This window comes from Thioclava sp. PTB-PU3-1 (genome assembly GCF_055666785.1).
The window spans coordinates 57908-83801 of the sequence record NZ_JBVNVL010000010.1 but is presented as its reverse complement, the minus strand read 5'-3'; the positions used below and the strand labels follow the sequence as shown (position 1 = coordinate 83801).

At 64.6% G+C, this 25894-nt stretch carries 32 protein-coding genes; 28 read left to right on the top strand and 4 right to left on the bottom strand.

Annotated features, from left to right (window positions below):
* Positions 1-34: 34 nt before the first annotated feature.
* The 9 genes from rplN (at position 35) to rpmD (ending at position 3796) form a co-directional block, all read left to right on the top strand.
* The gene (gene rplN, locus ACZ7GB_RS19250; RefSeq protein ID WP_075773851.1) at positions 35-403 is read left to right on the top strand and encodes a 50S ribosomal protein L14; all 369 of its coding nucleotides are present in this window, start codon (positions 35-37) and stop codon (positions 401-403) included.
* Positions 403-708: a 50S ribosomal protein L24 gene (gene rplX, locus ACZ7GB_RS19245; RefSeq protein ID WP_078521279.1), complete on the top strand. Its 306-nt coding sequence runs from the start codon at positions 403-405 to the stop codon at positions 706-708. Before rplN ends, rplX begins: the two co-directional genes overlap by 1 nt.
* The gene (gene rplE / locus ACZ7GB_RS19240) at positions 708-1265 is read left to right on the top strand and encodes a 50S ribosomal protein L5 (RefSeq protein ID WP_078549282.1); all 558 of its coding nucleotides are present in this window, start codon (positions 708-710) and stop codon (positions 1263-1265) included. Before rplX ends, rplE begins: the two co-directional genes overlap by 1 nt.
* Positions 1266-1284: 19 nt before the next feature.
* Positions 1285-1590, top strand: coding sequence for a 30S ribosomal protein S14 (gene rpsN, locus ACZ7GB_RS19235; protein ID WP_075773854.1), 306 nt, complete (start codon positions 1285-1287; stop codon positions 1588-1590).
* Positions 1591-1600: 10 nt separating this feature from the next.
* The gene (rpsH, locus tag ACZ7GB_RS19230; protein WP_152845393.1) at positions 1601-1999 is read left to right on the top strand and encodes a 30S ribosomal protein S8; all 399 of its coding nucleotides are present in this window, start codon (positions 1601-1603) and stop codon (positions 1997-1999) included.
* A 10-nt stretch (positions 2000-2009) separates the two neighbouring features.
* Positions 2010-2543 carry a 50S ribosomal protein L6 gene (rplF, locus tag ACZ7GB_RS19225; protein WP_078521275.1) on the top strand — a complete coding sequence of 178 codons (534 nt, stop codon included), beginning with the start codon at positions 2010-2012 and terminating at the stop codon, positions 2541-2543.
* Positions 2544-2554: 11 nt separating this feature from the next.
* Positions 2555-2914 carry a 50S ribosomal protein L18 gene (gene rplR / locus ACZ7GB_RS19220; protein WP_075773856.1) on the top strand — a complete coding sequence of 120 codons (360 nt, stop codon included), beginning with the start codon at positions 2555-2557 and terminating at the stop codon, positions 2912-2914.
* 114 nt (positions 2915-3028) lie between these two features.
* Positions 3029-3598, top strand: coding sequence for a 30S ribosomal protein S5 (gene rpsE, locus ACZ7GB_RS19215; protein ID WP_078549280.1), 570 nt, complete (start codon positions 3029-3031; stop codon positions 3596-3598).
* Between the two features lie 12 nt (positions 3599-3610).
* On the top strand, positions 3611-3796 hold the full coding sequence (gene rpmD / locus ACZ7GB_RS19210) for a 50S ribosomal protein L30 (protein ID WP_075773858.1): 186 nt from the start codon (positions 3611-3613) through the stop codon (positions 3794-3796).
* 90 nt (positions 3797-3886) lie between these two features.
* On the opposite strand, the gene ACZ7GB_RS19205 is transcribed toward rpmD, so the two are convergent.
* Positions 3887-4465: a ferritin-like domain-containing protein gene (locus tag ACZ7GB_RS19205; RefSeq protein ID WP_472160043.1), complete on the bottom strand. Its 579-nt coding sequence runs from the start codon at positions 4463-4465 to the stop codon at positions 3887-3889.
* A 215-nt stretch (positions 4466-4680) separates the two neighbouring features.
* Here ACZ7GB_RS19205 and ACZ7GB_RS19200 point away from each other — a divergent pair, with 215 nt between their 5' ends.
* The 15 genes from ACZ7GB_RS19200 (at position 4681) to ACZ7GB_RS19130 (ending at position 18082) form a co-directional block, all read left to right on the top strand.
* Positions 4681-5097 carry a universal stress protein gene (locus ACZ7GB_RS19200; RefSeq protein ID WP_472160042.1) on the top strand — a complete coding sequence of 139 codons (417 nt, stop codon included), beginning with the start codon at positions 4681-4683 and terminating at the stop codon, positions 5095-5097.
* Between the two features lie 39 nt (positions 5098-5136).
* Complete coding sequence (locus ACZ7GB_RS19195) at positions 5137-6777, top strand: BCCT family transporter (RefSeq protein WP_472160040.1); 1641 nt, start codon at positions 5137-5139, stop codon at positions 6775-6777.
* 105 nt (positions 6778-6882) lie between these two features.
* Entirely contained in the window at positions 6883-7629 is a 747-nt protein-coding gene (locus tag ACZ7GB_RS19190) for an energy-coupling factor ABC transporter ATP-binding protein (RefSeq protein ID WP_246832687.1), read from the top strand.
* Complete coding sequence (locus ACZ7GB_RS19185) at positions 7604-8218, top strand: energy-coupling factor transporter transmembrane component T family protein (RefSeq protein ID WP_472160039.1); 615 nt, start codon at positions 7604-7606, stop codon at positions 8216-8218. Before ACZ7GB_RS19190 ends, ACZ7GB_RS19185 begins: the two co-directional genes overlap by 26 nt.
* 1 nt (position 8219) lies before the next feature.
* Positions 8220-8765 (top strand): biotin transporter BioY, encoded by a 546-nt coding sequence (locus tag ACZ7GB_RS19180; protein WP_078542375.1) that lies wholly within the window; start codon positions 8220-8222, stop codon positions 8763-8765.
* A gap of 10 nt (positions 8766-8775) precedes the next feature.
* On the top strand, positions 8776-9711 hold the full coding sequence (locus ACZ7GB_RS19175) for an asparaginase (protein WP_472160037.1): 936 nt from the start codon (positions 8776-8778) through the stop codon (positions 9709-9711).
* Positions 9712-9794: 83 nt separating this feature from the next.
* Positions 9795-11243, top strand: coding sequence for a DUF2252 domain-containing protein (locus ACZ7GB_RS19170; RefSeq protein ID WP_472160035.1), 1449 nt, complete (start codon positions 9795-9797; stop codon positions 11241-11243).
* Positions 11244-11322: 79 nt separating this feature from the next.
* A complete protein-coding gene (locus ACZ7GB_RS19165; protein WP_078542372.1) occupies positions 11323-12336 on the top strand; it encodes a LacI family DNA-binding transcriptional regulator in 1014 nt (337 codons plus the stop codon).
* Positions 12337-12471: 135 nt separating this feature from the next.
* On the top strand, positions 12472-13140 hold the full coding sequence (locus ACZ7GB_RS19160) for an amino acid ABC transporter permease (RefSeq protein ID WP_472160034.1): 669 nt from the start codon (positions 12472-12474) through the stop codon (positions 13138-13140).
* Position 13141: 1 nt separating this feature from the next.
* Positions 13142-13798: an amino acid ABC transporter permease gene (locus ACZ7GB_RS19155; RefSeq protein ID WP_078521256.1), complete on the top strand. Its 657-nt coding sequence runs from the start codon at positions 13142-13144 to the stop codon at positions 13796-13798.
* Between the two features lie 35 nt (positions 13799-13833).
* Positions 13834-14661: a transporter substrate-binding domain-containing protein gene (locus tag ACZ7GB_RS19150; RefSeq protein ID WP_347429710.1), complete on the top strand. Its 828-nt coding sequence runs from the start codon at positions 13834-13836 to the stop codon at positions 14659-14661.
* Between the two features lie 88 nt (positions 14662-14749).
* Positions 14750-15463, top strand: coding sequence for an amino acid ABC transporter ATP-binding protein (locus ACZ7GB_RS19145; RefSeq protein ID WP_472160049.1), 714 nt, complete (start codon positions 14750-14752; stop codon positions 15461-15463).
* Entirely contained in the window at positions 15460-16410 is a 951-nt protein-coding gene (locus ACZ7GB_RS19140) for an NAD(P)-dependent oxidoreductase (RefSeq protein ID WP_472160032.1), read from the top strand. The genes ACZ7GB_RS19145 and ACZ7GB_RS19140 overlap by 4 nt, the downstream gene beginning before the upstream one ends.
* A 12-nt stretch (positions 16411-16422) precedes the next feature.
* Positions 16423-17361 (top strand): sugar kinase, encoded by a 939-nt coding sequence (locus ACZ7GB_RS19135; RefSeq protein ID WP_472160030.1) that lies wholly within the window; start codon positions 16423-16425, stop codon positions 17359-17361.
* Positions 17351-18082, top strand: a complete 732-nt coding sequence (locus ACZ7GB_RS19130; RefSeq protein WP_472160029.1) for a hypothetical protein — start codon at positions 17351-17353, stop codon at positions 18080-18082. Before ACZ7GB_RS19135 ends, ACZ7GB_RS19130 begins: the two co-directional genes overlap by 11 nt.
* A 115-nt stretch (positions 18083-18197) precedes the next feature.
* Here the strand turns inward: ACZ7GB_RS19130 and tkt are convergent, their stop codons facing one another.
* The gene (gene tkt / locus ACZ7GB_RS19125) at positions 18198-20204 is read right to left on the bottom strand and encodes a transketolase (RefSeq protein ID WP_472160028.1); all 2007 of its coding nucleotides are present in this window, start codon (positions 20202-20204) and stop codon (positions 18198-18200) included.
* A gap of 134 nt (positions 20205-20338) precedes the next feature.
* On the opposite strand from tkt, the gene ACZ7GB_RS19120 reads away from it, so the two are divergent.
* The 4 genes from ACZ7GB_RS19120 to fba all read left to right on the top strand — a co-directional run bounded on the left by ACZ7GB_RS19120 (position 20339) and on the right by fba (position 23650).
* Entirely contained in the window at positions 20339-21124 is a 786-nt protein-coding gene (locus tag ACZ7GB_RS19120; protein ID WP_472160026.1) for a triose-phosphate isomerase, read from the top strand.
* Entirely contained in the window at positions 21121-21585 is a 465-nt protein-coding gene (derI, locus tag ACZ7GB_RS19115) for a D-erythrulose-4-phosphate isomerase (RefSeq protein WP_078604921.1), read from the top strand. The genes ACZ7GB_RS19120 and derI overlap by 4 nt, the downstream gene beginning before the upstream one ends.
* Before the next feature lie 61 nt (positions 21586-21646).
* Entirely contained in the window at positions 21647-22615 is a 969-nt protein-coding gene (locus ACZ7GB_RS19110; protein WP_472160024.1) for a class 1 fructose-bisphosphatase, read from the top strand.
* Positions 22616-22618: 3 nt separating this feature from the next.
* Complete coding sequence (fba, locus tag ACZ7GB_RS19105) at positions 22619-23650, top strand: class II fructose-bisphosphate aldolase (protein WP_472160022.1); 1032 nt, start codon at positions 22619-22621, stop codon at positions 23648-23650.
* A gap of 161 nt (positions 23651-23811) precedes the next feature.
* Here fba and ACZ7GB_RS19100 read toward each other — a convergent pair whose 3' ends face one another.
* Complete coding sequence (locus ACZ7GB_RS19100) at positions 23812-24762, bottom strand: D-ribose ABC transporter substrate-binding protein (RefSeq protein WP_078571281.1); 951 nt, start codon at positions 24760-24762, stop codon at positions 23812-23814.
* 92 nt (positions 24763-24854) lie between these two features.
* On the bottom strand, positions 24855-25889 hold the full coding sequence (locus ACZ7GB_RS19095) for an ABC transporter permease (protein ID WP_472160021.1): 1035 nt from the start codon (positions 25887-25889) through the stop codon (positions 24855-24857).
* Positions 25890-25894 lie beyond the last annotated feature (5 nt).

Sequence of the window (25894 nt, the reverse complement as noted above, 5' to 3'; positions counted from 1 at the left end):
TGCATAGGCGTCCCCAAAGGTCGGGAGTAACCCCATGATCCAGATGCAGACCAATCTGGATGTTGCTGACAACTCCGGCGCTCGCCGGGTTCAGTGCATCAAGGTCCTCGGCGGCTCGCACCGCCGTTACGCATCCGTGGGCGACATCATTGTGGTGTCGGTCAAGGAAGCGATCCCGCGCGGCCGCGTGAAGAAAGGTGACGTCCGCAAGGCCGTCGTCGTGCGCACCGCCAAAGAAGTTCGTCGCGACGATGGCACCGCCATCCGTTTCGACCGCAACGCCGCCGTCATCCTGAACAACGCGGGCGAGCCGGTCGGCACCCGTATCTTCGGGCCGGTCGTGCGTGAGCTGCGTGCGAAGAACTTCATGAAGATCATCTCGCTTGCTCCGGAGGTGCTGTAATGGCTGCTAAGCTCCGCAAAGGCGATAAGGTCGTCGTTCTCGCTGGCAAGGACAAGGGCAAGCAGGGTGAGATCACCTCTGTTGACCCGAAAGCCGGCAAAGCTGTCGTCGACGGCGTGAACGTTGCGATCCGCCACCAGCGTCAGACCCAGTCCAACCAGGGCGGTCGCCAGCCCAAGGCTATGCCGATCGACCTGTCGAACCTGGCTCTGATGGACGCAAACGGCAAAGCCACCCGCGTCGGCTTCCGCGAGGAAGACGGCAAGAAGGTGCGTTTCGCCAAGACCACGGGGGATGCGATCTGATGCTCGATCAAGCTACCTACACTCCGCGTCTTCGCGCTCTTTACCGCGACACCATCAAGGCGGCGCTGAAAGAAGAGTTCGGCTACAAGAACGACATGATGATCCCGAAGCTCGACAAGATCGTGCTGAACATGGGCGTCGGCGAAGCCGTGAAAGACACCAAGAAGGTCAAGCAGGCCGCCGAAGAGCTCTCGCTCATCGCTGGTCAGAAGGCCGTGATGACCAAGGCGAAGAAGTCGATCGCTGGCTTCCGCGTCCGGGAAGAGATGCCGCTGGGTACGAAAGTGACCCTGCGCGGTGACCGGATGTACGAATTCCTCGATCGCCTGATCAACGTTGCTATGCCGCGCGTTCGTGACTTCCGCGGCGTGAAGCCGTCCTTCGACGGTCGTGGCAACTTCGCAATGGGCCTCAAGGAACACATCGTGTTCCCCGAGATCGACTTCGATAAGGTCGATGAGGTTCTGGGTATGGACATCATCATGGTGACCACGTCTGACGTGGATGCCGAAGCGAAGGCGCTGTTGAAGCATTTCAACATGCCCTTCAACGCCTGATCGCGGAGGAACGAAACTTATGGCTAAGAAATCCATGGTTGCGCGCGAAGCGAAGCGCCAGCGTCTTGTGAACAAGTACGCTGACAAGCGGGCCGCGCTCAAGGAAATCATCAACGACCAGGAGCGCCCGATGGAAGAGCGCTTCAAGGCGTCGCTGAAACTCGCGGAACTCCCGCGCAACTCGTCGGCGGTCCGGCTGCACAATCGTTGCCAGCTCACGGGTCGTCCCCACGCTTACTACCGTAAGCTCAAACTCTCGCGGATCATGCTGCGTGACCTGGCCTCCTACGGTCAGATCCCCGGCATGGTGAAGTCGAGCTGGTAAGGAGGGCGACATGTCTGTGAACGATCCTCTCGGCGATATGCTGACCCGCATCCGCAACGCACAACTGCGTGGCAAATCCACCGTCCGCACCCCGGCCTCCAAGCTTCGCGCTTGGGTTCTCGACGTGCTGGCTGACGAAGGCTACATCCGTGGTTACGAGCAGGCGACGTCTGCTGCCGGCCATCCGGAGCTGGAAATCAGCCTCAAGTACTACGAGGGCACCCCGGTCATCCGCGAGCTGCAGCGCGTCTCGACCCCCGGTCGCCGCGTGTACATGGCCGCGAAAGACGTTCCGTCGGTCCGTCAGGGCCTCGGCGTCTCGATCGTCTCGACCTCGAAGGGCGTGATGTCGGATGCAAACGCACGATCCGCCAATGTTGGCGGCGAAGTGCTCTGCACCGTGTTCTAAGGAGGGCTCAATGTCTCGTATTGGTAAGAAACCGGTCGAGCTTCCCAGCGGCGTTTCTGCGCAGCTGTCGGGCCAGACCATCGAAGTGAAGGGGCCGAAAGGCACCCGTACCTTCACCGCGACCGACGACGTGACCCTCGCTGTCGAGGACAACGCCGTCACCGTCACCCCGCGTGGCCAGTCGAAGCGCGCGCGCCAGCAGTGGGGTATGACCCGCTCGCAGGTCGCGAACCTCGTCCAGGGCGTGACCGAAGGCTTCAAGAAGGAGCTGGAGATCCAGGGTGTTGGTTATCGCGCGCAGATGCAGGGCAACGTCCTGAAGCTGTCGCTCGGTTATTCGCACGAAGTCAACTTCGAGGTTCCGGAGGGCGTGACTGTCACCGCTCCGAAGCAGACCGAGATCGTTGTGGAAGGTTCTGACCAGCAGCAGGTGGGCCAGGTCGCGGCAAATATCCGCGAATGGCGTGCTCCCGAGCCCTATAAGGGCAAGGGCATCCGCTACAAGGGTGAGTATATCTTCCGCAAAGAAGGTAAGAAGAAGTAAGGAACGCGAAAATGGCAAACAGCAAACGGGATCTGTTCCTCAAGCGCCGCCTGCGCGTCCGGAACAAGCTTCGCAAGATGGCCGCTGGTCGCGCCCGTCTTTCGGTGCATCGTTCGTCGAAAAACATCAGCGTTCAGCTGATCGACGACGTGAACGGTCGCACTCTGGCCGCCGCTTCCACGCTCGAGAAGGATCTCGGTGTGGTCGGCAAGAACAACGTCGAAGCGGCAGCCAAAGTTGGCGCCGCGATCGCCGAGCGTGCGAAGAAAGCCGGTGTCGAAACCTGCTACTTCGACCGCGGTGGCTTCCTGTTCCACGGGAAGATCAAGGCGCTCGCCGACGCAGCCCGCGAAGGCGGTCTGAAGTTCTAAGACTGGTGGGGGACGTTCGCGTCCCCCCGATGATCCGGGCCGCGCCCTTCGGGGCGGGGCACCTGGATTGAGACAAACGGCGTGAAACCACGCCATCACGAGAAGGAATGCCTCATGGCAGAACGTGACAACCGCCGGGGCCGCCGCGACGACCGCGACGAAAACCCGGAATTCGCAGATCGCCTCGTCGCGATCAACCGCGTGTCGAAAACCGTGAAGGGTGGTAAGCGCTTTGGCTTCGCAGCCCTCGTGGTCGTCGGCGACCAGCGTGGCCGTGTCGGCTTCGGCAAAGGCAAGGCCAAAGAGGTTCCGGAAGCGATCCGCAAAGCCACCGAGCAAGCGAAGCGCAACCTGATCCGCGTCCCGCTGCGCGATGGCCGCACGTTGCACCACGACATCGAGGGCCGTCACGGCGCTGGTAAGGTCGTGATGCGCACCGCACCGGAAGGTACCGGGATCATCGCCGGTGGTCCGATGCGTGCCGTGTTCGAGATGCTGGGCGTGAAGGACGTCGTGTCGAAATCGACCGGCACCCAGAACCCCTACAACATGATCCGTGCCACGCTGAACGGTCTGACCCGCGAAGCAAGCCCCCGTCAGGTGGCTGCGCGCCGCGGCAAGAAAGTGGCCGACATCCTCAAGAAGCCCGAGGCTGAGGCAACTGCCGAAGCCACGGAAGCGTAAGGAGAGCGATCAATGGCTACCATCGTCGTCAAGCAGATCGGTTCGCCGATCCGTCGCCCCGCCATCCAGCGTGCCACGCTGAAAGGTCTGGGTCTGGACAAGATGAACCGTACCCGTGAGCTGGAAGATACCCCGGCCGTGCGCGGTATGGTCGCGAAGATTCCGCACCTCGTCGAAATCGTCGAAGAGCGCGGCTGAGCCGACCGGTTCGTCTGAATACCGAAACGCCCCGACCGAAAGGCCGGGGCGTTTTGCATTCGTGGGGTGTGTCTTCGAGGGCAGGGCACTTCAGTTCCAGGCGGGGCCTCTGCCGCCGCCATAGCCGCGCCCTTGGCCGCCCATGCCGCGCCCCTGCATCTGCCCACCGCCACCGCAGCGCTGGAAGGCGGGCAGGTGCTTGTTCTGAGAGGCATCGCGCAGGCGCGTCAGGATCTGGGTAAGCTGCGCATTCCCGGTGACCGCCGGCAGGAGCCGCCCGTCATAGAGCCCGGAATTGGCCATCTCCGCCTGCACGCCAAGCGCGCAGGCCTCGGCCAGCGTGGCTGGGACGGGCGCCAAGGGCTTCGCTCCGCTCAGATAGGGGTTGGCGGGCACGGATAGCCCGTTCTGCCGCAGCACAGCGATCAGCGCCGCGGCATGGGAAATCTCGGCCCGCTCGATATTCGAGAAGGGGCGCACGGCGCCAAACCTCTCCATGATCGCCCGATAGGTGGCCTGCGCGTGATACTCGTCATCCAGCGCCGCGAGCACCGCCCTATGTTCCGCCGAGGTGAGCGCCGCTTGTGCGGGTAGGGCCGTGCCTAAAACGACCGCGATCACGGTGACTATCGCGCCAAGTCTTGTTCCAAGTGAGCTGTGAAAACGCATCGGTCTCTCCTTCCTGAGCCAACTGGAAGTGATACGTCCGCGCAGGACGGAATCCGGCGCCGATGTGACCGCGCGCCGCAGGCCCCGAGGCAGGCATGTCATTTCTTTAATTTTTCTTCACGAAATCCGGAACCGAATGTGACACACTGGGTTGGTTGGATATCGTTGCATCCTGCAATAGGGTGCTGCGCTTCAAGACTGAGGGACGGATCGATATGTTTGAAAAAATCATGGTTCCGGTCGACCTGCGTCATGTCGAGAAGATGGGCAAGACGTTGAAAGTCGCTTCGGAAATCGCAGCGAAACACGACGCAGAAGTTGTTTTCATAGGTGTCACTAGCCAAGAGCCGAGCGAATTCGGCCACAATGCCAAGGAATATGCCGCGAAACTGGACGATTTCGCGCAGAGCCATGCCAACGAGTTTGGGCATAAGGGGTCGTCGAAGGCAGTCATCGTGCCCGACCCGGCCGTTGATCTCGACAAGACGTTGCTGAAGACGGCTGACGAGCTCGGGGCCGATCTGGTGGTGATGGCCACGCATGTGCCCAACGCGGCCAACTATCTCTTTGCGTCGCATGGCGGCCACCTCGCCGCGCACAGCGATGCGTCGGTGTTTCTCGTACGCGGATAACGCGGACCAATATAACCAATAAGGACAGGAGGACGGCATATGGCCGAACCTGAAGAAGTTCAGGGCATCCCTGCCCCCGAAGGGGACACACAATTGATCGAGACCGACTATGAGATCGGTCAAGACAACCTCGAAGGGCAGGTAGGGCCCTTCGGTTTCGACATTCACAACCCTGTTTTCATGATCTCGGCGTTGTCCATCGTGGCCTTCGTCTTCTATGCGCTGGCTCTGCCTGAGCAGGCGAGTTCGCTGTTTGGCGCGATGCGCCCGTGGCTGACCTCGACCTTCGACTGGTTCTTCATGAGCGCCGCGAACCTCTTCGTCATCTTCTGCCTCGCGCTGATCGTCTCGCCTTATGGCGCAGTGCGTCTGGGCGGCACGGATGCGGAGCCGGACTTCACCTATATGGGGTGGTTTGCGATGCTCTTCGCCGCCGGTATGGGCATCGGCCTGATGTTCTTCGGCGTGCTCGAGCCGGTCTATCACATGGCGGTCTCGCAGCCTCTGGGCACGCCTTCGCCCTTCGATGCGGATGGCAACCTAATCCCGGAGAATGTCGCTCGGGCCAAGGAAATGGGCCTCGCCGCGACGATCTATCACTGGGGTCTGCACCCCTGGGCGATCTATGCGGTCGTGGCGCTCGCGCTGGCGCTGTTCTCCTATAACAAGGGTCTGCCGCTGACGATCCGTTCGGCTTTCTATCCGATCTTCGGCGAGAAAGTCTGGGGCTGGACCGGCCATATCATCGACATCATCGCGGTGTTCGCGACGCTGTTCGGCCTTGCGACCTCGCTCGGCTTCGGCGCGCAGCAGGCGAATGCGGGTCTCAACCACGTCTTCGGCGTGCCGATCGACACGACGGTGCAGATCATCCTGATCACGCTGATCACCGGCGTTGCGCTGTTCTCGGTGCTGCGCGGCCTCGATGGCGGCGTGAAGCTGCTCTCGGAGATCAACATGGGGATCGCGGCGCTGCTGCTGCTCTTCGTGCTCTTCGCGGGCCCGACGCTGATGATCTTCACCGATTTCGGTCAGGGCCTTCTGGCCTATGCGAAAGACATCATCCCGCTGTCGAACCCGATCGGGCGCACGGATGACAGCTATCGCGACGGCTGGACCGCGTTCTACTGGGCATGGTGGATTTCCTGGTCGCCCTTCGTCGGCATGTTCATCGCCCGCGTTTCGCGTGGCCGTACCGTGCGCGAGTTCATCATCTGCGTTCTGCTGATCCCGTCGCTCGTCTGCGTGTTGTGGATGGCGGTCTTCGGTGGTGTCGCGATCGATCAGGTGATCTCGGATCCGTCCGGTTCGCTGGTGAAGGCGCAGGTCATCGATAGCTACAACCCGCCGCTGTCGCTCTTCGCGATGCTGGAGGGGCTGCCGCTGGCCTCGATCACCTCGGTCATCGCGATCGTCCTGGTCATCGTGTTCTTCGTGACCTCGTCGGACTCCGGCTCGCTCGTGATCGATACGATCACCGCAGGCGGCAAGGTCGACGCGCCGGTCCCGCAGCGTGTGTTCTGGGCCACTTTCGAGGGCGCGGTCGCGATCGTGCTGTTGATCGGCGGCGGTCTGAGCGCGCTACAGGCGATGGTGATCTCCACCGGTCTGCCCTTCACGCTGGTTCTGCTGGTGATGTGTTGGGCGATCTGGAAGGGTCTGCGGACCGAACCTCGGTAAGCTAACCAAGCTTTGAGACAAAGGCGCGCGGGGGAGACCTCGCGCGCCTTTCGCTATGTGCAGGGCGTCTGGAAACGCGGCGCGTCTGCGTATATGACCCGGCGCATGTCTGACGGCGCGACCCAAACTTCCGCGAGCCATATCGCGATTTCCGATCTCGGCCACGATCTTGACGGTCGTCCGGTGCTGGAGGGGATTTCGCTGGAGACCCGCGCCCGCCGCATCGGCGTGGTGGGGCGCAACGGATCGGGCAAATCCACCCTGTCGCGACTGATGGCGGGGCTGATCGCGCCGAGCCGGGGCAGTCTGCGGATCAACGGCCACGATCTGGCCGCCGACCGGAAGGCCGCGCTGCGCGAGGTCGGTATCCTGTTCCAGAACCCCGATCACCAGATCATCTTTCCGACCGTGATCGAGGAGATTTCCTTCGGGCTGCGCCAGCAGGGCATGAAGAAGCCCGAGGCCGAAGCTGCGGCCGATCGCACCCTGGAGCAGTTCGGCAAAGCGGCGTGGCGCGATGCCTATGTGACGACGCTCAGCCAGGGCCAGAAGCAGCTTCTGTGCCTGATGGCGGTGAGCGCGATGGCCCCGAACCTGCTGATCCTCGACGAGCCATTCTCCGGCCTCGACATCCCGACCAAGGCGCAGCTGGGCCGGGCGCTGACGCTCTATCGCGGGACGCTGGTGCAGGTGACGCATGACCCGCGCGAGCTGGAGCATTACGACGAAATCCTCTGGCTCGACCAAGGGCGGCTGCGGATGCATGGCGCGGCGCGCGAGGTGCTGCCCGTTTACGTCGAAGAGATGACCCGCGCGGGAGAGGCCGATGATATCGCTCAGCTCTCCCGTTAAGACAGCCGCCCATGATTGGCCTGCGGGTTTGAAGCTCGCAGCGCTCTGCGTGGCGACCGTGGGGCTGTTCTACATCGAAAATCCGCTCATCCTTGCGGGCGTCGTGACCGCGATCGCGATCGCCTATGCCTTGCCGGGCCGCGCCTTTCTGCGCGCGGGTCTGGCGGCGCTGAAACTGCTCTGGCCCTTCATCGTGATCGTCGCGATCTGGCAGGCGGTGATCGGCGAGCTGGTGCAGGGCGCGGTGATCGTGATGCGGATGATCTCTGCCGTGGCGCTGGCGAACCTCGTGTCGATGACGACGCGGCTGAGTGATATGATCTCGGTGGTGCGCTGGCTGACGACGCCTTTGCGCCGCTTCGGGCTGTCGACCGCTGCGCTGGAGATCGCAATCGCGCTGGTGATCCGCATGGTGCCGGTGCTGACCAACAAAGGGGGGCGCCTCACCGAGAGCTGGCGCGCCCGCGCCACCCGGCGGCCAAGCTGGCGGCTGGTGCTGCCCTTCACGCTTCTTGCGCTTGACGATGCCGACCATGTCGGCGATGCGCTACGGGCCCGGGGAGGGCTCACATCCGAGAGGGAGACTTGAGATGGAAAAGAATGTCGCGCTGATCGCGCTGTTTGCGGCCCTGATTGCAGTGCTGGCGCTGATCCCGAAAATCACGCTGGGCTTCGGGGTGCCGATCACGGCGCAGAGCCTTGGCATCATGCTGGCGGGCGCCGTGCTGGGATCGAAGCGCGGTGCGCTCGCGGTTCTGCTGTTCCTGCTGCTGGTGGCCGTGGGTCTGCCGCTGCTGGCCGGTGGTCGCGGCGGGCTTGGCGTCTTCTTCGGCCCGACGGGTGGCTTCCTGTTCAGCTGGCCGCTGGCGGCGTGGCTGACCGGTTTCATCGTCGAGAAGTGGCGCTCGGTGCCGCTGGGTGCCTCGGTCTTCGTGGGGGCGATCCTTGGCGGGATCGTGCTGTCCTACGCGATGGGGATCGTCGGGCTGTCGCTGGCACTCGGCAAAAGCCTTATCGAGAGCACCTCGCTGATGCTGGTCTTCATCCCGGGTGACATGATCAAGGCGTTGATCGTGGCGGCGCTGACCGTGTCGCTGTCGCGCGCGCGGCCTTCCAGCGTCCTGTCGCGGCACTGAGACGGGCGGCGTGGCGCTGCTTCTGATCCATACGGGCGGGACGATCGGCATGGTCGCCTCGGACGCGGGCTTCGTGCCGCAGCAGGGCGTGGTCGAGAATTTCTTCGCCACCTTGCCCGAGGGGCGCGAAGTCGAGACCCTGCGCCTCGATCCGCTGATCGACAGCGCCAATGCCACGCCCGCCGATTGGGAGCGGATCGCCGAGACCATCGCCGCGCATCACGACCGCTGCGACGGCGTGATCGTGACCCATGGCACCGATACGCTGGCATATACGGCGGGGGCTTTGTGCTTCGCGCTCGAAGGGCTGGGTAAGCCGGTGATCGTGACCGGCTCGATGCTGCCGTTGTCGGTCGAGGGCAATGATGGCGCGCGCAATCTGCGCGACGCGATCGCGGCGGCAGGGCAGACCGAGCCCGGCGTCTGGGTGCAATTCGCAGGGCGCGTGCTGCACGGCGCGCGGGTCCGCAAAAGCCATTCGCGCGCCTTCGACGCCTTTGCCGCCGATCCCTCCGACATCCCGCCCCGCCAGCCGGGGTCGGGCTTTACCCGCCATCCGATCCGGCCCGCCCGGATCGCCGTTCTGGCCGTGGCGCCGGGGGCGGAGGAGAGCCTTCTCGACCATGCCGCCAAGACCTGCGACGGGCTGGTGCTGCGCTGCTACGGCTCGGGAACTGCGCCCGACACGCCCGGCCTGCGCGCAGCGCTTGCCACTGCGCAGGCCCGCGCGATCCCCGTCATCGCGGTCAGCCAATGCCCCGAGGGCGGCATGGCGCTTGGCACCTATGCGGCGGGGGCTGTCCTGCGCGATCACGGGGTGATCGACGGGCGCGATATGACGCCCGAGGCGGCCTATACCAAGCTCGCCCATGTCCTCTCGCTCGACGATCCGCAGGAGCGGGCCGCGCGCCTGTCCCGCGCGCTCTGCGGAGAATACACGCCCTGACCTTTGGTGCTCACGCCGGTTTTTCGGAACGTCTTCGCCCACCTTTCCGTTAGGAGAGCGAACCCCGAAAAGGAGCACCTCCCATGGCCGAAGGCAACAACAAGCCGAAATCTTCCAATTCGAAAGCGCAAAGCCCGAAGCGGTCGCGCAAGGCCACCGGGGTCGCGCCCGTCGAACAGCTCCAGAGCCGGGTCGAGGCCTATCGCGAGCTTGCCGAGGCCTATGTGAAATATCCCTGCGTGATGCGTCCGGGAGACCTGACGGGGCTCGCGCGACGCCTGCATGTGCGCTCCACGATCATCGAGGACCAAGCGGTGCGGATCGACGAGAAGGCCGAGGGCGCGGGCGAGAAATTCGAGGAGCTGGCGGATTCGCTCTTCTCCTTCTTGCGCGGCACCTCGCTTCTGTTCCACCGCGACATGCTGGGCGAGGACGAGCGGATGCCGACGGTGCTGGCGCTCGGCGACGTCCACCCCGAGAATTTCGGGATCATGCCCAATGCCGATAACGTGCCGATCTTCGGTGTGAATGATTTCGACGACGTGCTTTACGGCCCCTTCACCTGGGACCTGAAGCGCGGGATCACGGGCTTCCTGATCGCGGCCAAGGAAGAGGGCGATCAGAAGAAAAAGCACCGCGAGAAGATCGTGCGCAAATTCGTCGAAGGCTATCGCGACGGGATGGAATTCTACGCCCGCCACGACAAGGAGGCGAGCCAGCAGATGCGCCCCGATAACAGCCCGAAGGTGATCCAGCGGATGTTCAAGAAGGCGCGCAAGAGCCGGAAGAAATGGCTCTGGGATCGCTATCTCAACGAGACCGGGCGGGGCTTCCGGGCGAATGACGAACTGACGCCGATCTCCAGCCGCATCTCGGAGTTTCAGGGCTACATCAATGACGTGGCCAAACAGAACGGGATCGATCCGGGTGGTCGCGCGGGCGAGTTGAAGGTGAAGGATGTCTGCATCCGCCACGGGCAGGGAACGGCCTCGCTCGGGCTGCCGCGCTACTATTGCCTGATCGAAGGGCCGAGCAAGGATGCGAGCGACGATCTGATCATCGAGTTCAAGCGCGCCCGCCAATCCGCGCTGGAAGGCCTCGTGCCGGAGAATGATTTCGTCGCCGGCGACAAGGGCGACCGGATCGCGCATGGCCAGCGGGTTCATCTGGCGCAGGGCGATGTGTTCTACGGCAGCGTGGAGATCGACGAGATGAGCTTCATGTCGCGCGAGCGCGCGCCCTTCCGCGACGATATCGACCTCGACGATCTGTCGAAGAGCAGCTGGCGCGACTATGCCCACGCCTGCGGTCAGGCGCTGGCGCAGGCCCATGCGCGCTCTGACGATGCGGGCGAGCTGGACTACCGGATCGAACCGCGCATCATCGAGGCGATGCAGCCCTTCGACCTGTTCGTCGATGATCTGCTGTGTTTCGGGCGCGAGGCGGTGAAGCGGCTCAAGCGCGACCATAAGTTCTTCAAGATGGATTTGAAGCGAGGCGCCTTCGACATGACGCAGAAGCACTACCGCTAGGGTCTCGCGTCTGGGCAGCGCTCGGCGCGGCGAATCTGTCGTGCTTGCGTGATCGCCTTCGTGTCGTTACTCCGCGATTATGGCGGTCAAGCGTACGACATTGATGGATGTGGCGCGGGCGGCGGGCGTGTCCCGCGCGACCGCCTCTCTCGTCATTCGTGGCTCCGATCTGGTCGCGGACAAGACGCGCGAGAAGGTCGAGAAGGTCATCGCCGAGCTCGACTACGTGCCCAATAGCGGGGCAGCCCGACTGCGCGGCCAGAAAAGCCGCACGGTCGGCGTCATCATCCCGAACCTCGTGAACAGCTTCTTCTCGGAATTCGTCGAGGGGATCGAGGCCGAGTTGGACGAGCAAGGCTATCAGGTGATGCTCGCCAGCTCGCGCGACGATCCGGAGCGCCAATCGGGGCTTCTCCGGCGGTTGCGCGAACACGATGCCGAGGGGATCATCCTCTTTCCCGCCGAAGGGACCGAGCCGGACACGATAGAGAAGCTGGTCGCAGCAGGGGTGCCGCTGGTGCAGGCGATGCGCCATGTCGGGCGCGATCTGAGCGATTTCGCGGGGTCCGACCACGGCCTCGCGGTGCGGCTGAGCGTGCGGCATCTGCGCGATCTCGGCCACCGGCGGATTTCCTTTGTCTCGCTCGCCGGGAAGGTGTCGACGCGGGAAGAACGTCTCGGGGCCTTCGAAGAGGAGTTGCGCGCGCAGGGGCTCGTCAATGCCGGGGTGATCGACGTACCGCTGGAATGGGATGGTTCGCCGCAATCGGCCGCGATGCTGATGGCGCTGGAACCGCGCCCGACCGCCGCGATCTGTTTCAACGACATCCTCGCCTCGGGTCTGCTGCGAGGGTTGTTCGACCTCGGCCTGATGCCGGGGCGCGACCTCTCGGTGGTGGGGCATGACAACCTGTCCTTCATCGATCTCGGCGCGCCGCCGCGCCTGACGACGGTGCAGGTCTTTCCGCGCCAGATCGGGGCGGCCTCGGCCAAGCTGCTGCTGCGGCGGATCAAGGACCCGAGCGCAGAGCTCAAATCCGAGATCGTGACGCCCCGCCTGCGGGTGCGCGACACTACCGGCCCCGTCGACTGATCCCCGCCAAAGACCATCACGCATCCGTGATTTGCGACTCAGGATTTAGATCGTTCTAATTAGATCGATCTAAAAATGCATATGTCCAATCGTTGAGGAGCGGAGGGGCATGTGGTTACACGCAGGGGAGGCGACGTGTATCACTTCAATTTCACGCCCGTATTCGAGAATTTCGACCTGCTGCTCTATGGCGCATGGTTGACCATCCGCCTGTCTTTCGCGGCGATGATCCTGGGGCTGATCGTGTCGGTTCTGGGGGCTGCCGCGCGCACGTCGCATTCCAAGGTGCTGCACGCCATTGTCGGCGCCTATGTCGAGATCATTCGCAACACGCCTTTCCTCGTGCAGATCTTCTTTCTGTATTTCGGGCTGCCCGCGATCGGAATCTCGCTCGATCCGAATGTCGCGGCGCTGATCGCACTGGTGATCAATGTCGGCGCTTACGGGACCGAGATCACGCGCGCCGGCATCGAATCCGTACCCAACGGCCAGATCGAGGCAGGGCGCGCGCTGGGGCTCGGGCCGATCCAGATTTTCCGCTACGTGATCCTGAAACCGGCCCTGCGCAACGTCTATCCGGCGATGACGAGCCAGTTCATCTACCTGATGCTGACCTCGTCCGTCGTCTCGACGATCTCGGCGAACGATCTGGCCTCCATCGGCGCGGATTTGAACGCCAAGACCTTCGCCAGCTTCGAGATCTACCTCGTCGTGACCGGCATCTACCTCGTCCTTTCGCTGCTGTTCTCGGGCCTCTTCAAGCTCGTCCAGAACGCCGTATTCAACTATCCTGCGAGCCGCTGACATGATCCGCCAATTCGGACCTTCCGACATTCTGTTCATCATCGAGGCCGTACGCTGGACGCTTCTGCTGTCGGCCATCGCTTTCATCGGCGGCGCAATCGGCGGGCTCTTCGTGGCGCTCGCGCGCAGCTCTGGCTCGAAAGCGCTGCGCAGGATCAGCGCCGGGTTCATCCGCATCTTCCAGGGCACGCCGCTCCTGATGCAGCTGTTCCTGTTCTATTTCGGGCTGACCGTGCTGAACCTGCCGATCAACCCGCTGCTGGCGGCGGCGATCGCGCTGACCTTCCATGCCAGCGCCTATCTGGGCGAGATCTGGCGTGGCTCGATCGAGGCGGTGCCCTCGGGGCAGACCGAGGCCGCGACCGCGCTGTCGCTGAGCTATCGCGACCGGATGCAGCATGTGGTTCTGCCACAGGCGGCACGGATCGCCGTGGCCCCGACCGTCGGCTTCCTCGTGCAGCTGATCAAGGGCACCTCGCTGACCTCGATCATCGGCTTCACCGAGCTGACCCGCGCCGGTCAGATCGTGAACAACGCGACATTCGACCCGTTCGTCGTCTTCGGGCTGGTGGCCGCGATCTACTTCATCATCTGCTGGCCGCTGTCGCTGTATGCGCGCCGGTTGGAAGGGCGGATGCGCCTCGCATTCACCCGCTAATTTTTCACCCGCTTCAGGTTTAGGAGGAGTAATCCATGAAGTTTCTCAAGACAGTTGCAACGGCGGCCCTGACGGTCGGCGCATTGATGGCAGGTCAGGCGCAGGCCACCACGCTCGATCAGGTCGAGAAGGCCGGCGTGCTCAAAGTCGGCATGCTCGTCGATTTCCCTCCCTTCGGTCTGATGGGCACCACCGGCAAGCCGGAAGGCTATGACGCCGATACCGCCAAGGCGCTCGCCGATTACCTCGGCACCAAGATCGAGATCGTGCCGGTGACCGGCCCGAACCGCATCCCCTATCTGCTCTCGGGTCAGGTCGACGTGCTGGTCGCCTCGCTGGGCATCACGCCCGAGCGCGCCAAGCGGGTCGATTTCTCGCGCCCCTATGCCGGGATCGAGATCATGGTCTACGGCAAGAAGGATGAGAAGGTTTCCAAGCCGGCTGATCTGTCGGGCGAGTCGGTCGGCGTCGTGCGCGCCTCGACGCAGGATGCGGGCGTGACCAAGGTCGCCCCCGATGACGCCACGATCCGCCGCTTCGATGACGATGCGGGTGCGGTGCAGGCGCTGCTCTCGGGGCAGGTGCCGCTGATCGGCGTGTCGAACGTAGTGGCCGCCCAGATCGAGAAGGCCGCGCCGGGTCGCTTCGACGAGAAGTTCCCGCTCTCGAGCCAGGTTCAGGGCATCGCGGTCGAGCCGGGCGCCGACAAGCTTCTGGCGAAGATCAACGAGTTCGTCGGTTCCGCGATGAAAGACGGCACGATGGACAAGATCTCCGAGCAGTGGCTCGCGACGGACATCCCGGACTTCGTCCGCAACGGCTCGGCCGAGGAAGCCGCGACGCCGAAAACGGCCACGAACTGATCTCACTTCACATCCGGCGCAGCCACGCTCTGCGCCGGATCACCCTACAAGGCATCCCATGACACAAGCACAGCAGCCCGCCGTCGAGATGCGCGGCGTCACCAAGTTCTTCGGTGCGTTTCAGGCGCTGAAATCGATCGATCTGACGGTCGAACAAGGCGAGCGGATCGTGATCTGCGGTCCGTCCGGCTCCGGCAAGTCGACCCTGATCCGCACGCTCAACCAGCTCGAAGAGATTCAGGACGGCAAGATCACCGTCGACGGGATCGAATTGACGGCTGGCGGCGAGAACGTCGCCAAGGTGCGTCGCGATGTCGGGATGGTCTTCCAGCAATTCAACCTTTTCCCGCATCTGACGGTTCTTCAGAACTGCACGCTCGCGCCGCTCAAGACGGGTCGTGCGGATAAGGCCACGGCAGAGGCGACCGCGCGCAAATATCTGGAGCGCGTGAAGATCCCCGAGCAGGCCGACAAGTTTCCCGCCCAACTCTCGGGCGGCCAGCAGCAGCGGGTCGCGATCGCGCGGGCGCTCTGCATGGAGCCGCGGATCATGCTGTTCGACGAGCCGACCTCGGCGCTCGATCCCGAGATGGTCAAGGAAGTGCTCGACACGATGATCGATCTGGCCCGCGAAGGCATGACGATGCTCTGCGTGACTCACGAAATGGATTTCGCCCGCGCCGTTGCCGACCGCGTGATCTTCATGGAGCAGGGTGCGATCATCGAAGAGGGGCCGCCGGCGGAGTTCTTCGGCAATCCGAAATCCGAGCGGCTGCGCAACTTCTTGGGGCAGATCTCATGAAGGACGAGGCCAAATCGAACCCGTCGATCCTCGCGCTGATCGAGTTGAAGCCCGCCGACATGATGGAGACGTTCTGCGCCGAGCATCCGGTCACCCGCGATGCCGAGGCCCGCGACGGCATCGAGGTCGTGCTGACCAGCGGCGCGCGCGGTCTCTCGGGCGAGGAGATCGCCGAGTTTCCCGACCTGCGCCTGATCGCGGTCAATGGCGTTGGAACCGATGCGGTCGATCTGGATGCGGCGGCCGCGCGCGGCATCCATGTGACGACCACACCTGACGTGCTGTCGGAGGCGGTGGCTGAACTGGCATTGGGGCTCGCGATTTCGGTGCGGCGGCGGATCGGCGAGGGCGAGCGGTTGCTGCGCTCCGGCGGTTGGTCGAACGGACAGAAACCGCGGCTGGGTCAGGCGCTGACCGGTTGCCGGGCGGGTATCCTCGGCTATGGCCGGATCGGGCGGGCGCTGGCGGATATGCTCCGCGCGCTGGGGGTCGAGGTGATCTACCATGCGCGCAAGCCCCATGATGACGCCCCCGAGGCATGGCGCCCCGACGCCCGGACGCTGGCCGCCGAAAGCGATGTCCTGTTCGTCACACTCTCGGCCACGCCCGAGACGCGGTATATCGTCGATGCGCTGGTGCTGGAGGCGCTCGGCTCCGAGGGCACTCTGGTCAATGTCGCGCGCGGCTCGGTCGTCGACAGCGCGGCGCTCGCGGCGGCCTTGCATGGCGGCACGCTGGGCTCTGCTGCGCTCGATGTGTTCGAGGTTGAACCTGTCGCGCCCGATGGGGCGGAGGACGGTCTTTTGCGCGCGCCCAATACGCTTTTCACGCCGCATATCGCTTCGGCGACGAACGAGGCGCGGCGCGCGATGGCGCAGCTGGTGATCGCCAATATCGACGCCTATCTGGCCGGAAGCCCGCTTCCGAGCCCGGTAACGCCTGCCTGACCGGAGCCTCACATGCTGGACTTTCTCTGCATCGGCGAGCCTCTCGCCGAGTTCACCAACGATCCGGCAACGCCCGATCTGTTCCATCGTCGCCTCGGCGGCGACACGCTCAACGCGGCGATCTATCTCGCGCGGCTGCGGCCCGATCTGCGGGTCGGCTATCTCTCGCGGCTGGGCGAAGACGGAATGAGCCGCTGGATGCGCGACACGATTGCGCTGGAGGGTGTCGAGATCGAGGCGATCGGGGCCGAGGCCAATGGCAGCCCGGGGCTGAGCTTCATCGCCACCGATGCCACGGGTGAACGCAGCTTCACCTATTGGCGCGATCAGGCGCCAGCGCGCCGGATGTTCGGCGCCGACGGGACTGAGGTCGCGGCGCTCGGTCAGGCGCGCGTTCTGCTGTTCTCCGGTATCACTCTGGCGATCCTTCCCGAGGAGGCGCGTGCGCGGCTGCTGGCGGAGCTCGATGCTCTGCGCCAGCGGGGCGTCACGGTCGCCTATGACACGAATTACCGCCCGCGGCTCTGGCGCGACCGGGCCGAGGCGGCGGAGTGGACGGAGCGCGCCTTGGCGGCGACGAGCCTCGCGCTTCCCTCGCTCGACGATCTCGCGGCCCTTTGGGACGAGACCGATCCTGAGGCGGTCATGGCGCGCTGCGAGACACTTGCGCCGGGGATGATCGTGCTGACGACGGGGGGCGGTGCGGTGCTGGCGCGCGACGCATCGGGTAAGGCGCTGCGGGTTGCGCTGCCCAAGCCCGTCGCGGCCGTCGACACCACCGCCGCAGGCGACAGTTTCGACGCCGCGCTTCTCTCGGCCCTGCAACGCGGCAAGCCGCTGGAGGCAGCAATTCTCGATGGCGCACGGCTCGCAAGCTGCGTCGTCCGGTATCCCGGCGCGATTATCCCGCGCGAAGCTATGAAAGAAGAGGTTGCACATCATGCAGCGTGACCAAATCGCAAGCGCAGCAGAAGCTCTGGCCGCCGCGAATGACGGCGAGACGCTCGATGCGCTGACCCCGCTCCCGGAAAGCCCGGCGGAGGCCTATGCGGTGCAGGCCGAGAGCCTGCGCTATCTCGGTCCGGTGGGCGGCTGGAAACACGCGCTTCTGGGCGGGCGCGACCTGTCCTGCGCGCCGGTTCTGAGCCGAGCGATCCACCCGACGGGGACGACCCTTGCCGTCGCACCCCATGCCCGACTTGAGTTGGAAATCGCGGTGCGGCTGCGCGCCGATATTTCGCCCAAGGCCAAGCCCGCCGAGATTCTGGATGCGATCGGCAGCGTTCATATCGCTTTCGAGGTGCTGCAATCGCGCTTCACTACGCTCGAAAAGCAACCACCGCTGGCGCAGATGGCGGACCGGTTCTCGAACCAGGCGATCATTCTGGGCGACGAGATTCCGGATTGGCAGAGCCGTGATCTGACGCGTCTGCCGCTTGCGATCGGCGCGCCGTCCGATCCGCCCGCGATGGCTGCGGGCATGTCGCTCTCCGAGATCGTGTGCTTCCTCAGCTTCCTCGCCGAGCGGGCCGCCGTCATCGGGCCGGGGCTACGGGCGGAGCATTGCATCGTCACCGGCGCGCGCATCGGCCCGCAACCTCTGCCCGCGGGCGCGGAGGTGCGTGGCGGGCTAGAGGGCTGTCAGGTTTCGATGACCACGCGGGCGCTCTGAACGCTCAAGCACGTTGTGGTTGGTCGATGGCAAAAAAAACCAGCCGCGAAGGATCGAGCGCCGCCTTAACGTCTGAGGAAAAAGCGCGGGCCCGTCGCTCAGGCCCGCGCCAACTTTAGCCCGCGATCAGCGCCTTGGCGCGCGCAACGATCGCATCTTTGGTGATGCCGAACTCGGCATAGAGCCGTTCTGCCGGAGCCGAGGCGCCGAAGCCCGGCATGCCGATCACATCCGCCTCGCGCGCGACGTAGCGGGTCCAGCCGAAGGCCGATGCGGCCTCGACAGCGATCCGGGGCGCGGTGCCGAGAACCTCGGCGCGGTAGTCCTCGGGCTGCGCGTCGAACAACTCCCAGCAGGGCATCGAGACGACGGCGACATTGACGCCGTCCGCATGCAGTGCCTCTGCGGCTTCCACGGCCAGCGACACCTCGGTCCCCGTCGCGAGAAACGTTACATCGCGGCCCTCCCCGAAGGAGCGGATCACATAGGCGCCGCGCGCGGTCAGGTTCTCATCCCCCGCGCCGCGCAGCTGCGGCACCCCTTGTCGCGACAGCGCCAGCAAAGACGGCGTGCCCGTCGACCGGATCGCGATATCCCACGCCTCCAGCGTCTCCACCGCATCCGCGGGGCGGAACACGTTGAGGTTCGGGAGCGCGCGCAGGGATGCCAGATGTTCGACCGGTTGGTGGGTGGGGCCGTCCTCGCCCAGTCCGATGGAATCGTGGGTCATCACATAGGTGACGCCAAGCCCCATCAGCGCCGACAGGCGGATCGCGTTGCGCGCGTAATCCGAGAACACGAGGAACGTGCCGCCATAGGGTTTGAAGCCGCCATGCAGCGCGAGACCGTTCATCGCCGCCGCCATGCCGAACTCGCGCACACCGTAGCCGATATAGCGACCCGGTTTGGCGGCGGTGTACGACGAGTCGACGGCGGCGACGCGCGTCAGGTTGGAGCCGGTGAGATCGGCGCTGCCGCCGATCATTGCAGGCACCGCCTTGGCAAGATGCTCCAGCGCGATCTGCGAGGCTTTGCGGGTTGCGACCGATTGCGGTTTCTCGAACAGCTCGGCGCGCGCAGCCTCGACGGCGGCGGCGTAGCCTTCGGGCAGCTTGCCAGCGACGCGGGCGGTGAATTCGGCAGCCTTGCCGGAGGCGGCGAGGGCGTCTTCCCATTCCGCGCGGGCCTGCGTGCCACGGGCCCCGATGGCGGCCCAGGCTGCGGCGAGGTTCTCGGGAATTTCAAAGGGCGCAGCCTCCCAGCCGAGCGCCTGCTTGGCCAGCGCGCCTTCCTCATCCCCGAGCGGTGCACCATGCGCCTTCGCGGTGCCCGCCCGGTTCGGCGAGCCGAAGCCGATCACCGTCTTCATCGCGATCAAGCTGGGCCGCGCGGTCTCGGCCTTCGCGGCCGCCATCGCCTCGTCGAGCGCCTTGGCGTCATGCCCGTCGCAGCGGATCACATGCCAGCCACAGGCCGTAAGCCGCGCCGGAACGTCTTCCGAGAAGGACACCGAGGTCGGCCCGTCGATGGTGATGTCGTTGTCGTCGTAAAGCAGGTTCAGCTTGCCCAGCCCAAGATGCCCCGCAAGCGAGATCGCTTCTTGCCCGATCCCTTCCTGCAGGCACCCGTCGCCCAGCATCACCCAGGTGCGGTGATCGACGAGGCCGGGGAACTCGGCGGCCAGCGCGCGCTCGGCCAGTGCCATGCCGACGGCGGTCGCCAAACCCTGTCCCAGCGGGCCGGTCGTCGTCTCGACGCCCTTCGCATGGCCCCATTCCGGATGGCCGGCCGTGATCGACCCCCACTGCCGGAAATTGCGAACCTGGTCGCGCGTCATGTCTTCGTAACCGGTCAGATGCAGCAACCCGTAAAGCAGCATTGACGCATGGCCGTTGGACAGCACGAAGCGGTCGCGGTCGGGCCAGTCGGGGGCCGAGGCGTCGAATTTCAGATGGTTGCGAAACAGCACGGTGGCCGCGTCGGCCATGCCCATCGGCGCACCGGGATGGCCGGAATTGGCGGCATTCACCGCGTCGATGGCCAACGCCCGCAGGCAATTGGCGAGGGCGAAGTTTTCAGGGTCGATAGCGGCTTTGGCCGCGACTTGAGCGTGATCGAGCATGGGATCCTCCTATGGCGCGAACGCTAGCAGCGGTCACAGGTTCTAACAATTAAAAATCACAAAGTAACAAAAATAATGTTGAAACTAACGTGGCGCATGTTATTTAACCTCAACACGACGGAGGAGCGTTCGACATGCCCGAGGTTTGGATCGGCACTAGCTGGAAGATGAACAAAACCCTGTCCGAGGCGCTGGCCTGGGCGGATGGTCTCGCGGCTGCGACCCTGTCGCCGCGTATCCAGAGCTTCGTCATTCCGCCCTTCACCGCGACCCGGCAGGTCAAGGCCGCGCTGGCGGAGACGCCCGCGCTGGTCGGTGCGCAAAACATGCATTGGGCCGATGCCGGCGCCTGGACGGGCGAAGTGTCCGCGCCGATGCTGGTCGATTGCGGTCTCGACATTGTGGAGCTCGGCCATTCCGAACGCCGCGCCCATTTCGGCGAGACTGACGAGACGGTCGGCCTCAAGACGGAGGCTGCGGTGCGCCACGGGCTGATCCCGCTCATCTGCATCGGCGAGACGCTCGAAGATCGCGAAGAGGGGCGGGCCGCTGAAGTGCTGGCCACGCAGGTGCGCGGTGCGCTCTCGAAGCTGTCGGAGGACCAGAAACAGGCCGAGATCTGGCTCGCCTACGAGCCGGTCTGGGCCATCGGTGAAAACGGTATTCCCGCCACGGCCGATTACGCCGATGCCCGCCAGGCCGAGATCATCGCTGTGGCGCAAGAGGTGACGGGCCGCCGCGTGCCCTGCCTCTATGGCGGCTCGGTCAATCCTGACAACTGCGCAGAGCTGATCGCCTGCCCGCATATCGACGGGCTGTTCATCGGTCGCTCTGCTTGGAACGTGGCCGGATATCTCGACATTCTCGCGCGCTGCAATGCCGCGCTGGAAGCACAAGTCAAAACGGAGGAACTGTCATGAAAATCGCAGTGGCCGGCGACAGCGCCGGCGAACCGCTCGCCAAGATCCTGGCCGAATATCTTAGCCAGAACCCGGATTACGAGGTGACCGAAGCTTCGCGCACCGAGGCCGGGCCGGACGATTTCTACGCCAATCTCGCGGATCGCGTCGCGTCGGCGTTGAAAGCCGGAACCTATGACCGCGCTATCCTGTGCTGCGGCACCGGGATCGGCGTCTGCCTCTCGGCCAACAAGGTGCCGGGTATCCGCGCCGCGCAAACCCACGACACCTATTCGGCGGGCAAAGCGGCGACCTCGAACAACGCGCATATCATCACGATGGGCGCGCGGGTCGTGGGGGCGGAGCTCGCGAAAGACATCGCCGATGCCTTCCTGTCCTCGTCCTTCGACCCCGAGGGGAAATCGGCGGGCAACGTCCAGGCCATTGACGCGGTCGACGCCAAGTATCACACGACGGCCTGAGCGAACTCCCGAGGGTCGGGCGGTTCGCCGCCCGGTCCCAACTCACTGACGGAATTCCCACATGCTGACCTTGCCGAACGACCGTCCCTCGCAGGCGGCGTACCTGCGTGACTGCCTGCCTGCGGGCGGGCTTGGAGAGATCATCGCCGCGCTGGCGGATGCCTTGCCCCCGATCGAGCAGCGGCTCGCGGCGGGTCGGTTGCCCGGCGATCCTGCCGCGCCCTGCGGTCAGAATGAGAGCGGCGATGTGCAGAAGGCGCTCGATGTCGGCGCGCATGACCACATCCTTGCGGCGCTCGCCGGGCTGGGCGTGCGGCACATGCTGTCGGAAGAGGCCGAAGAGGTCGAGCTGCTCGACCCGGAGGGCCAATTCGATCTCGCGATTGATCCGATCGACGGGTCGGGCTCCATCGGTATCGGCGCGCCGCTCGGGATGCTGTTCGCGATCTATCCGACCGGCCCCGCCGATTTCCGGCGCCCGGGCTCGGAGGCGATCGCAGCTGGCTACGCCTCCTTCGGGCATTCGCTGGATTTCGGGTTCACAGCCGGGCAGGGGGTGCAGATCGCGACCTATGACGGCAGCGATTTCCGCATGACGGCGCAGGATGTCCGGCTGTCGGCTAAGGCATCGACCATCGCTTACAACGCCTCGAACGAGCGTCACTGGAGCCCGGGTCTGCAACGCTGGGTCGCCGAGTTGCGCGCCGGTGCGGATGGTCCGCGCGGGCGCGATTTCAACATGCGCTGGCTGGCGGCGGCGGTCGGTGAACTGCACCGTATCCTGCTGAAAGGTGGCGCGTTCCTCTATCCGGCGGACCGGCGCGAAGGCTATCGCGAAGGGCGGCTGCGGCTGGCCTATGAGGCGGTGCCGATCGCCTGCCTGATCGAAGCGGCGGGCGGGCGCGCCACCGATGGCACCAAGCGTATCCTCGATCTCGTGCCGGAGGCGCCGCACCAGAACGTGCCGCTCGTGTTCGGCGCATCGGAAGAGGTCGACATCATCAAGACATATCTTTCGGAGGAGACCTGACCTATGGCCCGCATCACCTTGCGCCAGTTGCTCGATCACGCGGCGGAGAACGGCTATGCCGTGCCCGCGTTCAATATCTCGAACATGGAGATGGGTCTCGCGATCATGACCGCCGCGCGCGAGGCCGATGCGCCGGTGATCCTTGCCGCCTCGCGGAGCGCGCGGGCCTATGCGGGGGACCGCCTGCTGGCGCGGCTGATCGATGGGCTGGTCGAGACCTTCCCCGAAGTGCCGGTCTGCATGCATCTCGATCACGGTAGCGATCTGGCTACCTGCGCCACCGCGATCCAGCATGGCTTCACCTCGGTGATGATGGACGGCTCGCTGCTGGCCGATGGCAAGACCCCCGCCGATTACGCCTATAACCGCGATATCACTGCGCGGGTCGTCGAGATGGCGCATGCCTGTGGTGTCTCGGTCGAAGGCGAACTGGGGGTGCTCGGCTCGCTCGAGACCGGCATGGGCGATCAGGAAGACGGCCACGGTGCGACCGAGAAGCTCTCGGAAGAGCAGCTGCTGACCGACCCCGAAGAAGCCGAACGCTTCGTGCGTGAAACCGGCGTCGATGCGTTGGCTGTGGCGATGGGCACCAGCCACGGTGCCTACAAGTTCACCCGCCAGCCCGATGGCGATATCCTCGCGATGAATGTCATCGAAGAGATCAACCGCCGTCTTCCGAATACCCATCTGGTCATGCATGGCTCGTCCTCCGTCCCCGAGGATCTGCGCCAGATGATCAACAGCTATGGCGGCGATATGCGCCCGACCTGGGGCGTGCCGGTCGAGGAAATCCAGCGCGGCATCCGCTCGGGTGTGCGCAAGGTGAATATCGACACCGACAACCGCATGGCGATGACGGCTGGCGTCCGTAAGGTCCTGTCCGAGACGCCCGGTGAATTCGATCCGCGCAAATACCTCACCGAGGGCAAAGCGCTGATGCAGGATCTCTGCAAGGCTCGGTTCGAAGCCTTCGGCACCGCCGGTCACGCCTCGCGGATCACGCCGCTGCCGCTGGAGGCGATGGCGGCGCGCTGAGCGCGTCACCCTCTGCAGAACAAAGAAAAAGGGCGCCCGCGCGGGCGCCCTTTCTTCGTTGCGAGGTCGCGTTTGGCGCGACGCTCCGAACTCCCCACGCGTCTGTCAAAACGAAAAAGGGGGCCGCGCGGCCCCCTTTCCCAGTGTCCCGTTGCGCCGGATCAGGAGGATTGATCCAGGGTGAACGGGCCGGTGTAGGCGTCGACATTGCTCGAGTCGATCAGCATGCAGTCGAAGAGTTGCTTCTCTTCCGAGACTTCCAGCTCGCCGGTCTGGATGAAGTGATCGGCCTGACGCACGGCTTGCTCGGCGAAGATCGCGACCGGCTGCAGCACGGTGTAGGTCATCTCGCCTGCCTTGACCGCGTCGACCGCATCGGGCGAGCCGTCGAAGCCGCCGACGACCATGCCGTCGAGCTTGCCTGCCTCCTTGAGCGCGGCGATCGCACCGAGGGCCATTTCGTCGTTGCCCGAGATCACGCCGGTGATGTCCGGGTTGGCCTGCAGCATCGACTGCATTTTGGAATAGCCCTGCGTGCGGTCCCAGTTGGCGACTTCCTGCGCCTTCTTGTCGAGGTCGGGATACTGGCTCAGCACCGTCTCGAAACCGTTCGAGCGGGTCTGCGCGTTGTTATCCGACGGGGCGCCGAACAGCTCGACATAGGAGCCTTTCTCGCCCATCGCCTCGACCCATTTCATCGCGCCGAGCGCCGCACCTTGCGCGTTGTTCGACACCAGCTGTGCCTTGGCGAGACCCGACTGGTTGATCTCGGCGTTGACGATGAAGACCGGGATACCGGCTTCGACCGCTTTCTTCACAGCACCGACCGAACCGTCCGCGTTCGCCGGGTCGAGGATGATCGCCTTGGCCTTGTTGGTGATCGCGGTGTCGACGAGGTTGCTCTCGGTGTTGGTGTCACCCTTGTGAGCGGAGACGTTGGCGTCATAGCCAAGCTCTTCGGCGGTGGCCTTGGCGACCTCGCCCTCGGTGTACCAGTAGGGGTTCGAGGGATCGTTGACGATGATCGAGATCAGACCGTCAGCCATCGCGGCCTGTGCCATCAACGGCATCATTGCGACGGTCGCGAGAATGGTGCGCCTGGTGAATTTCATGTTGGGTTTCCTCCCGTTGGGTTGTTGTAGATGCCGGATAGGTCCGGCGGGTATTCGGGCGCGGAACCTCCCTGTCCCGCGTCCTCGAAGTCTCAGCGCCGCGCGCGGCCGTATTGCAGGCTGTTGAGCAGCACGGCGAGCACGATCACGGCGCCGGTGAAGACGGTCTGCCAGTAGGCAGAGACGCCGATGATGACGAGCCCGTCGCTCAGGAAGCCGATGACGAAGGCGCCCAGCATCGTGCCGCGCACGTTGCCGCGCCCGCCGGTCAGGGCGGCCCCGCCGATGACGACGGCCGCGATGGCGGTCAGTTCGTAGGTGGTGCCTGCGGTGGGGCCTGCCGAGGTCAGCTGCGACGACAGCACGAGGCCCGCGATGGCGGCACAGATGCCCGACAGCACGTAGACCGAGATTTTCACGCTGCGGGTCGGCACGCCGGAGAGTTCCGCTGCGCGCTCGTTACCGCCCGAGGCGTAGAGCCAGCGACCGAACGCGGTGCGTGCCAGCACGAGGCCCACCGTCAGCGCGACCAGCGCCAGCACGATCACCCCGATCGGCACTCCCGCGATGCGGTTGAAGCCGAGCCAGTCGAAGCCGGTATTGCCCAGAGCTTCCGCGCCGCCAAGGTTGTTGTAGGTCAGACCGTTGGTCATCAGCAGTGCGACACCGCGCGCCACATAGAGCATCCCCAGCGTGGCCACGAAGGCGGGCACGTTGAAGAACGCGATTAGCACGCCGTTGATCAGTCCCACGAAGGCGCCCAGACAAATCGTCAGCACCACCACGGCCCAGACCGGCGGGTAGAGCACGACACCGGCGGCCGGGATCTCGATCCCCTGCATCAGGTAGCCCGCGACGACCCCGGCCAGACCCAGCGTCGAGCCCACGGACAGGTCGATGCCGCCGTTCAGGATCACCAGAAGCATGCCGATTGCCAGCAGCCCGAAGATCGCGACATGCGACGACATGATCAGGAAGTTGCCGATGCTGAAATAGACCGGCGACAGGATCGAGAAGACGGCGATGATCGCGACGAGGGCGAAGAATGCGCGCCCCTCCAGAAGGATCTTGCCGATGTTCAGGCCCATGCCGCCCGATCCGGGCTTGGAATTCGTAACGTCCGCCATGTTGG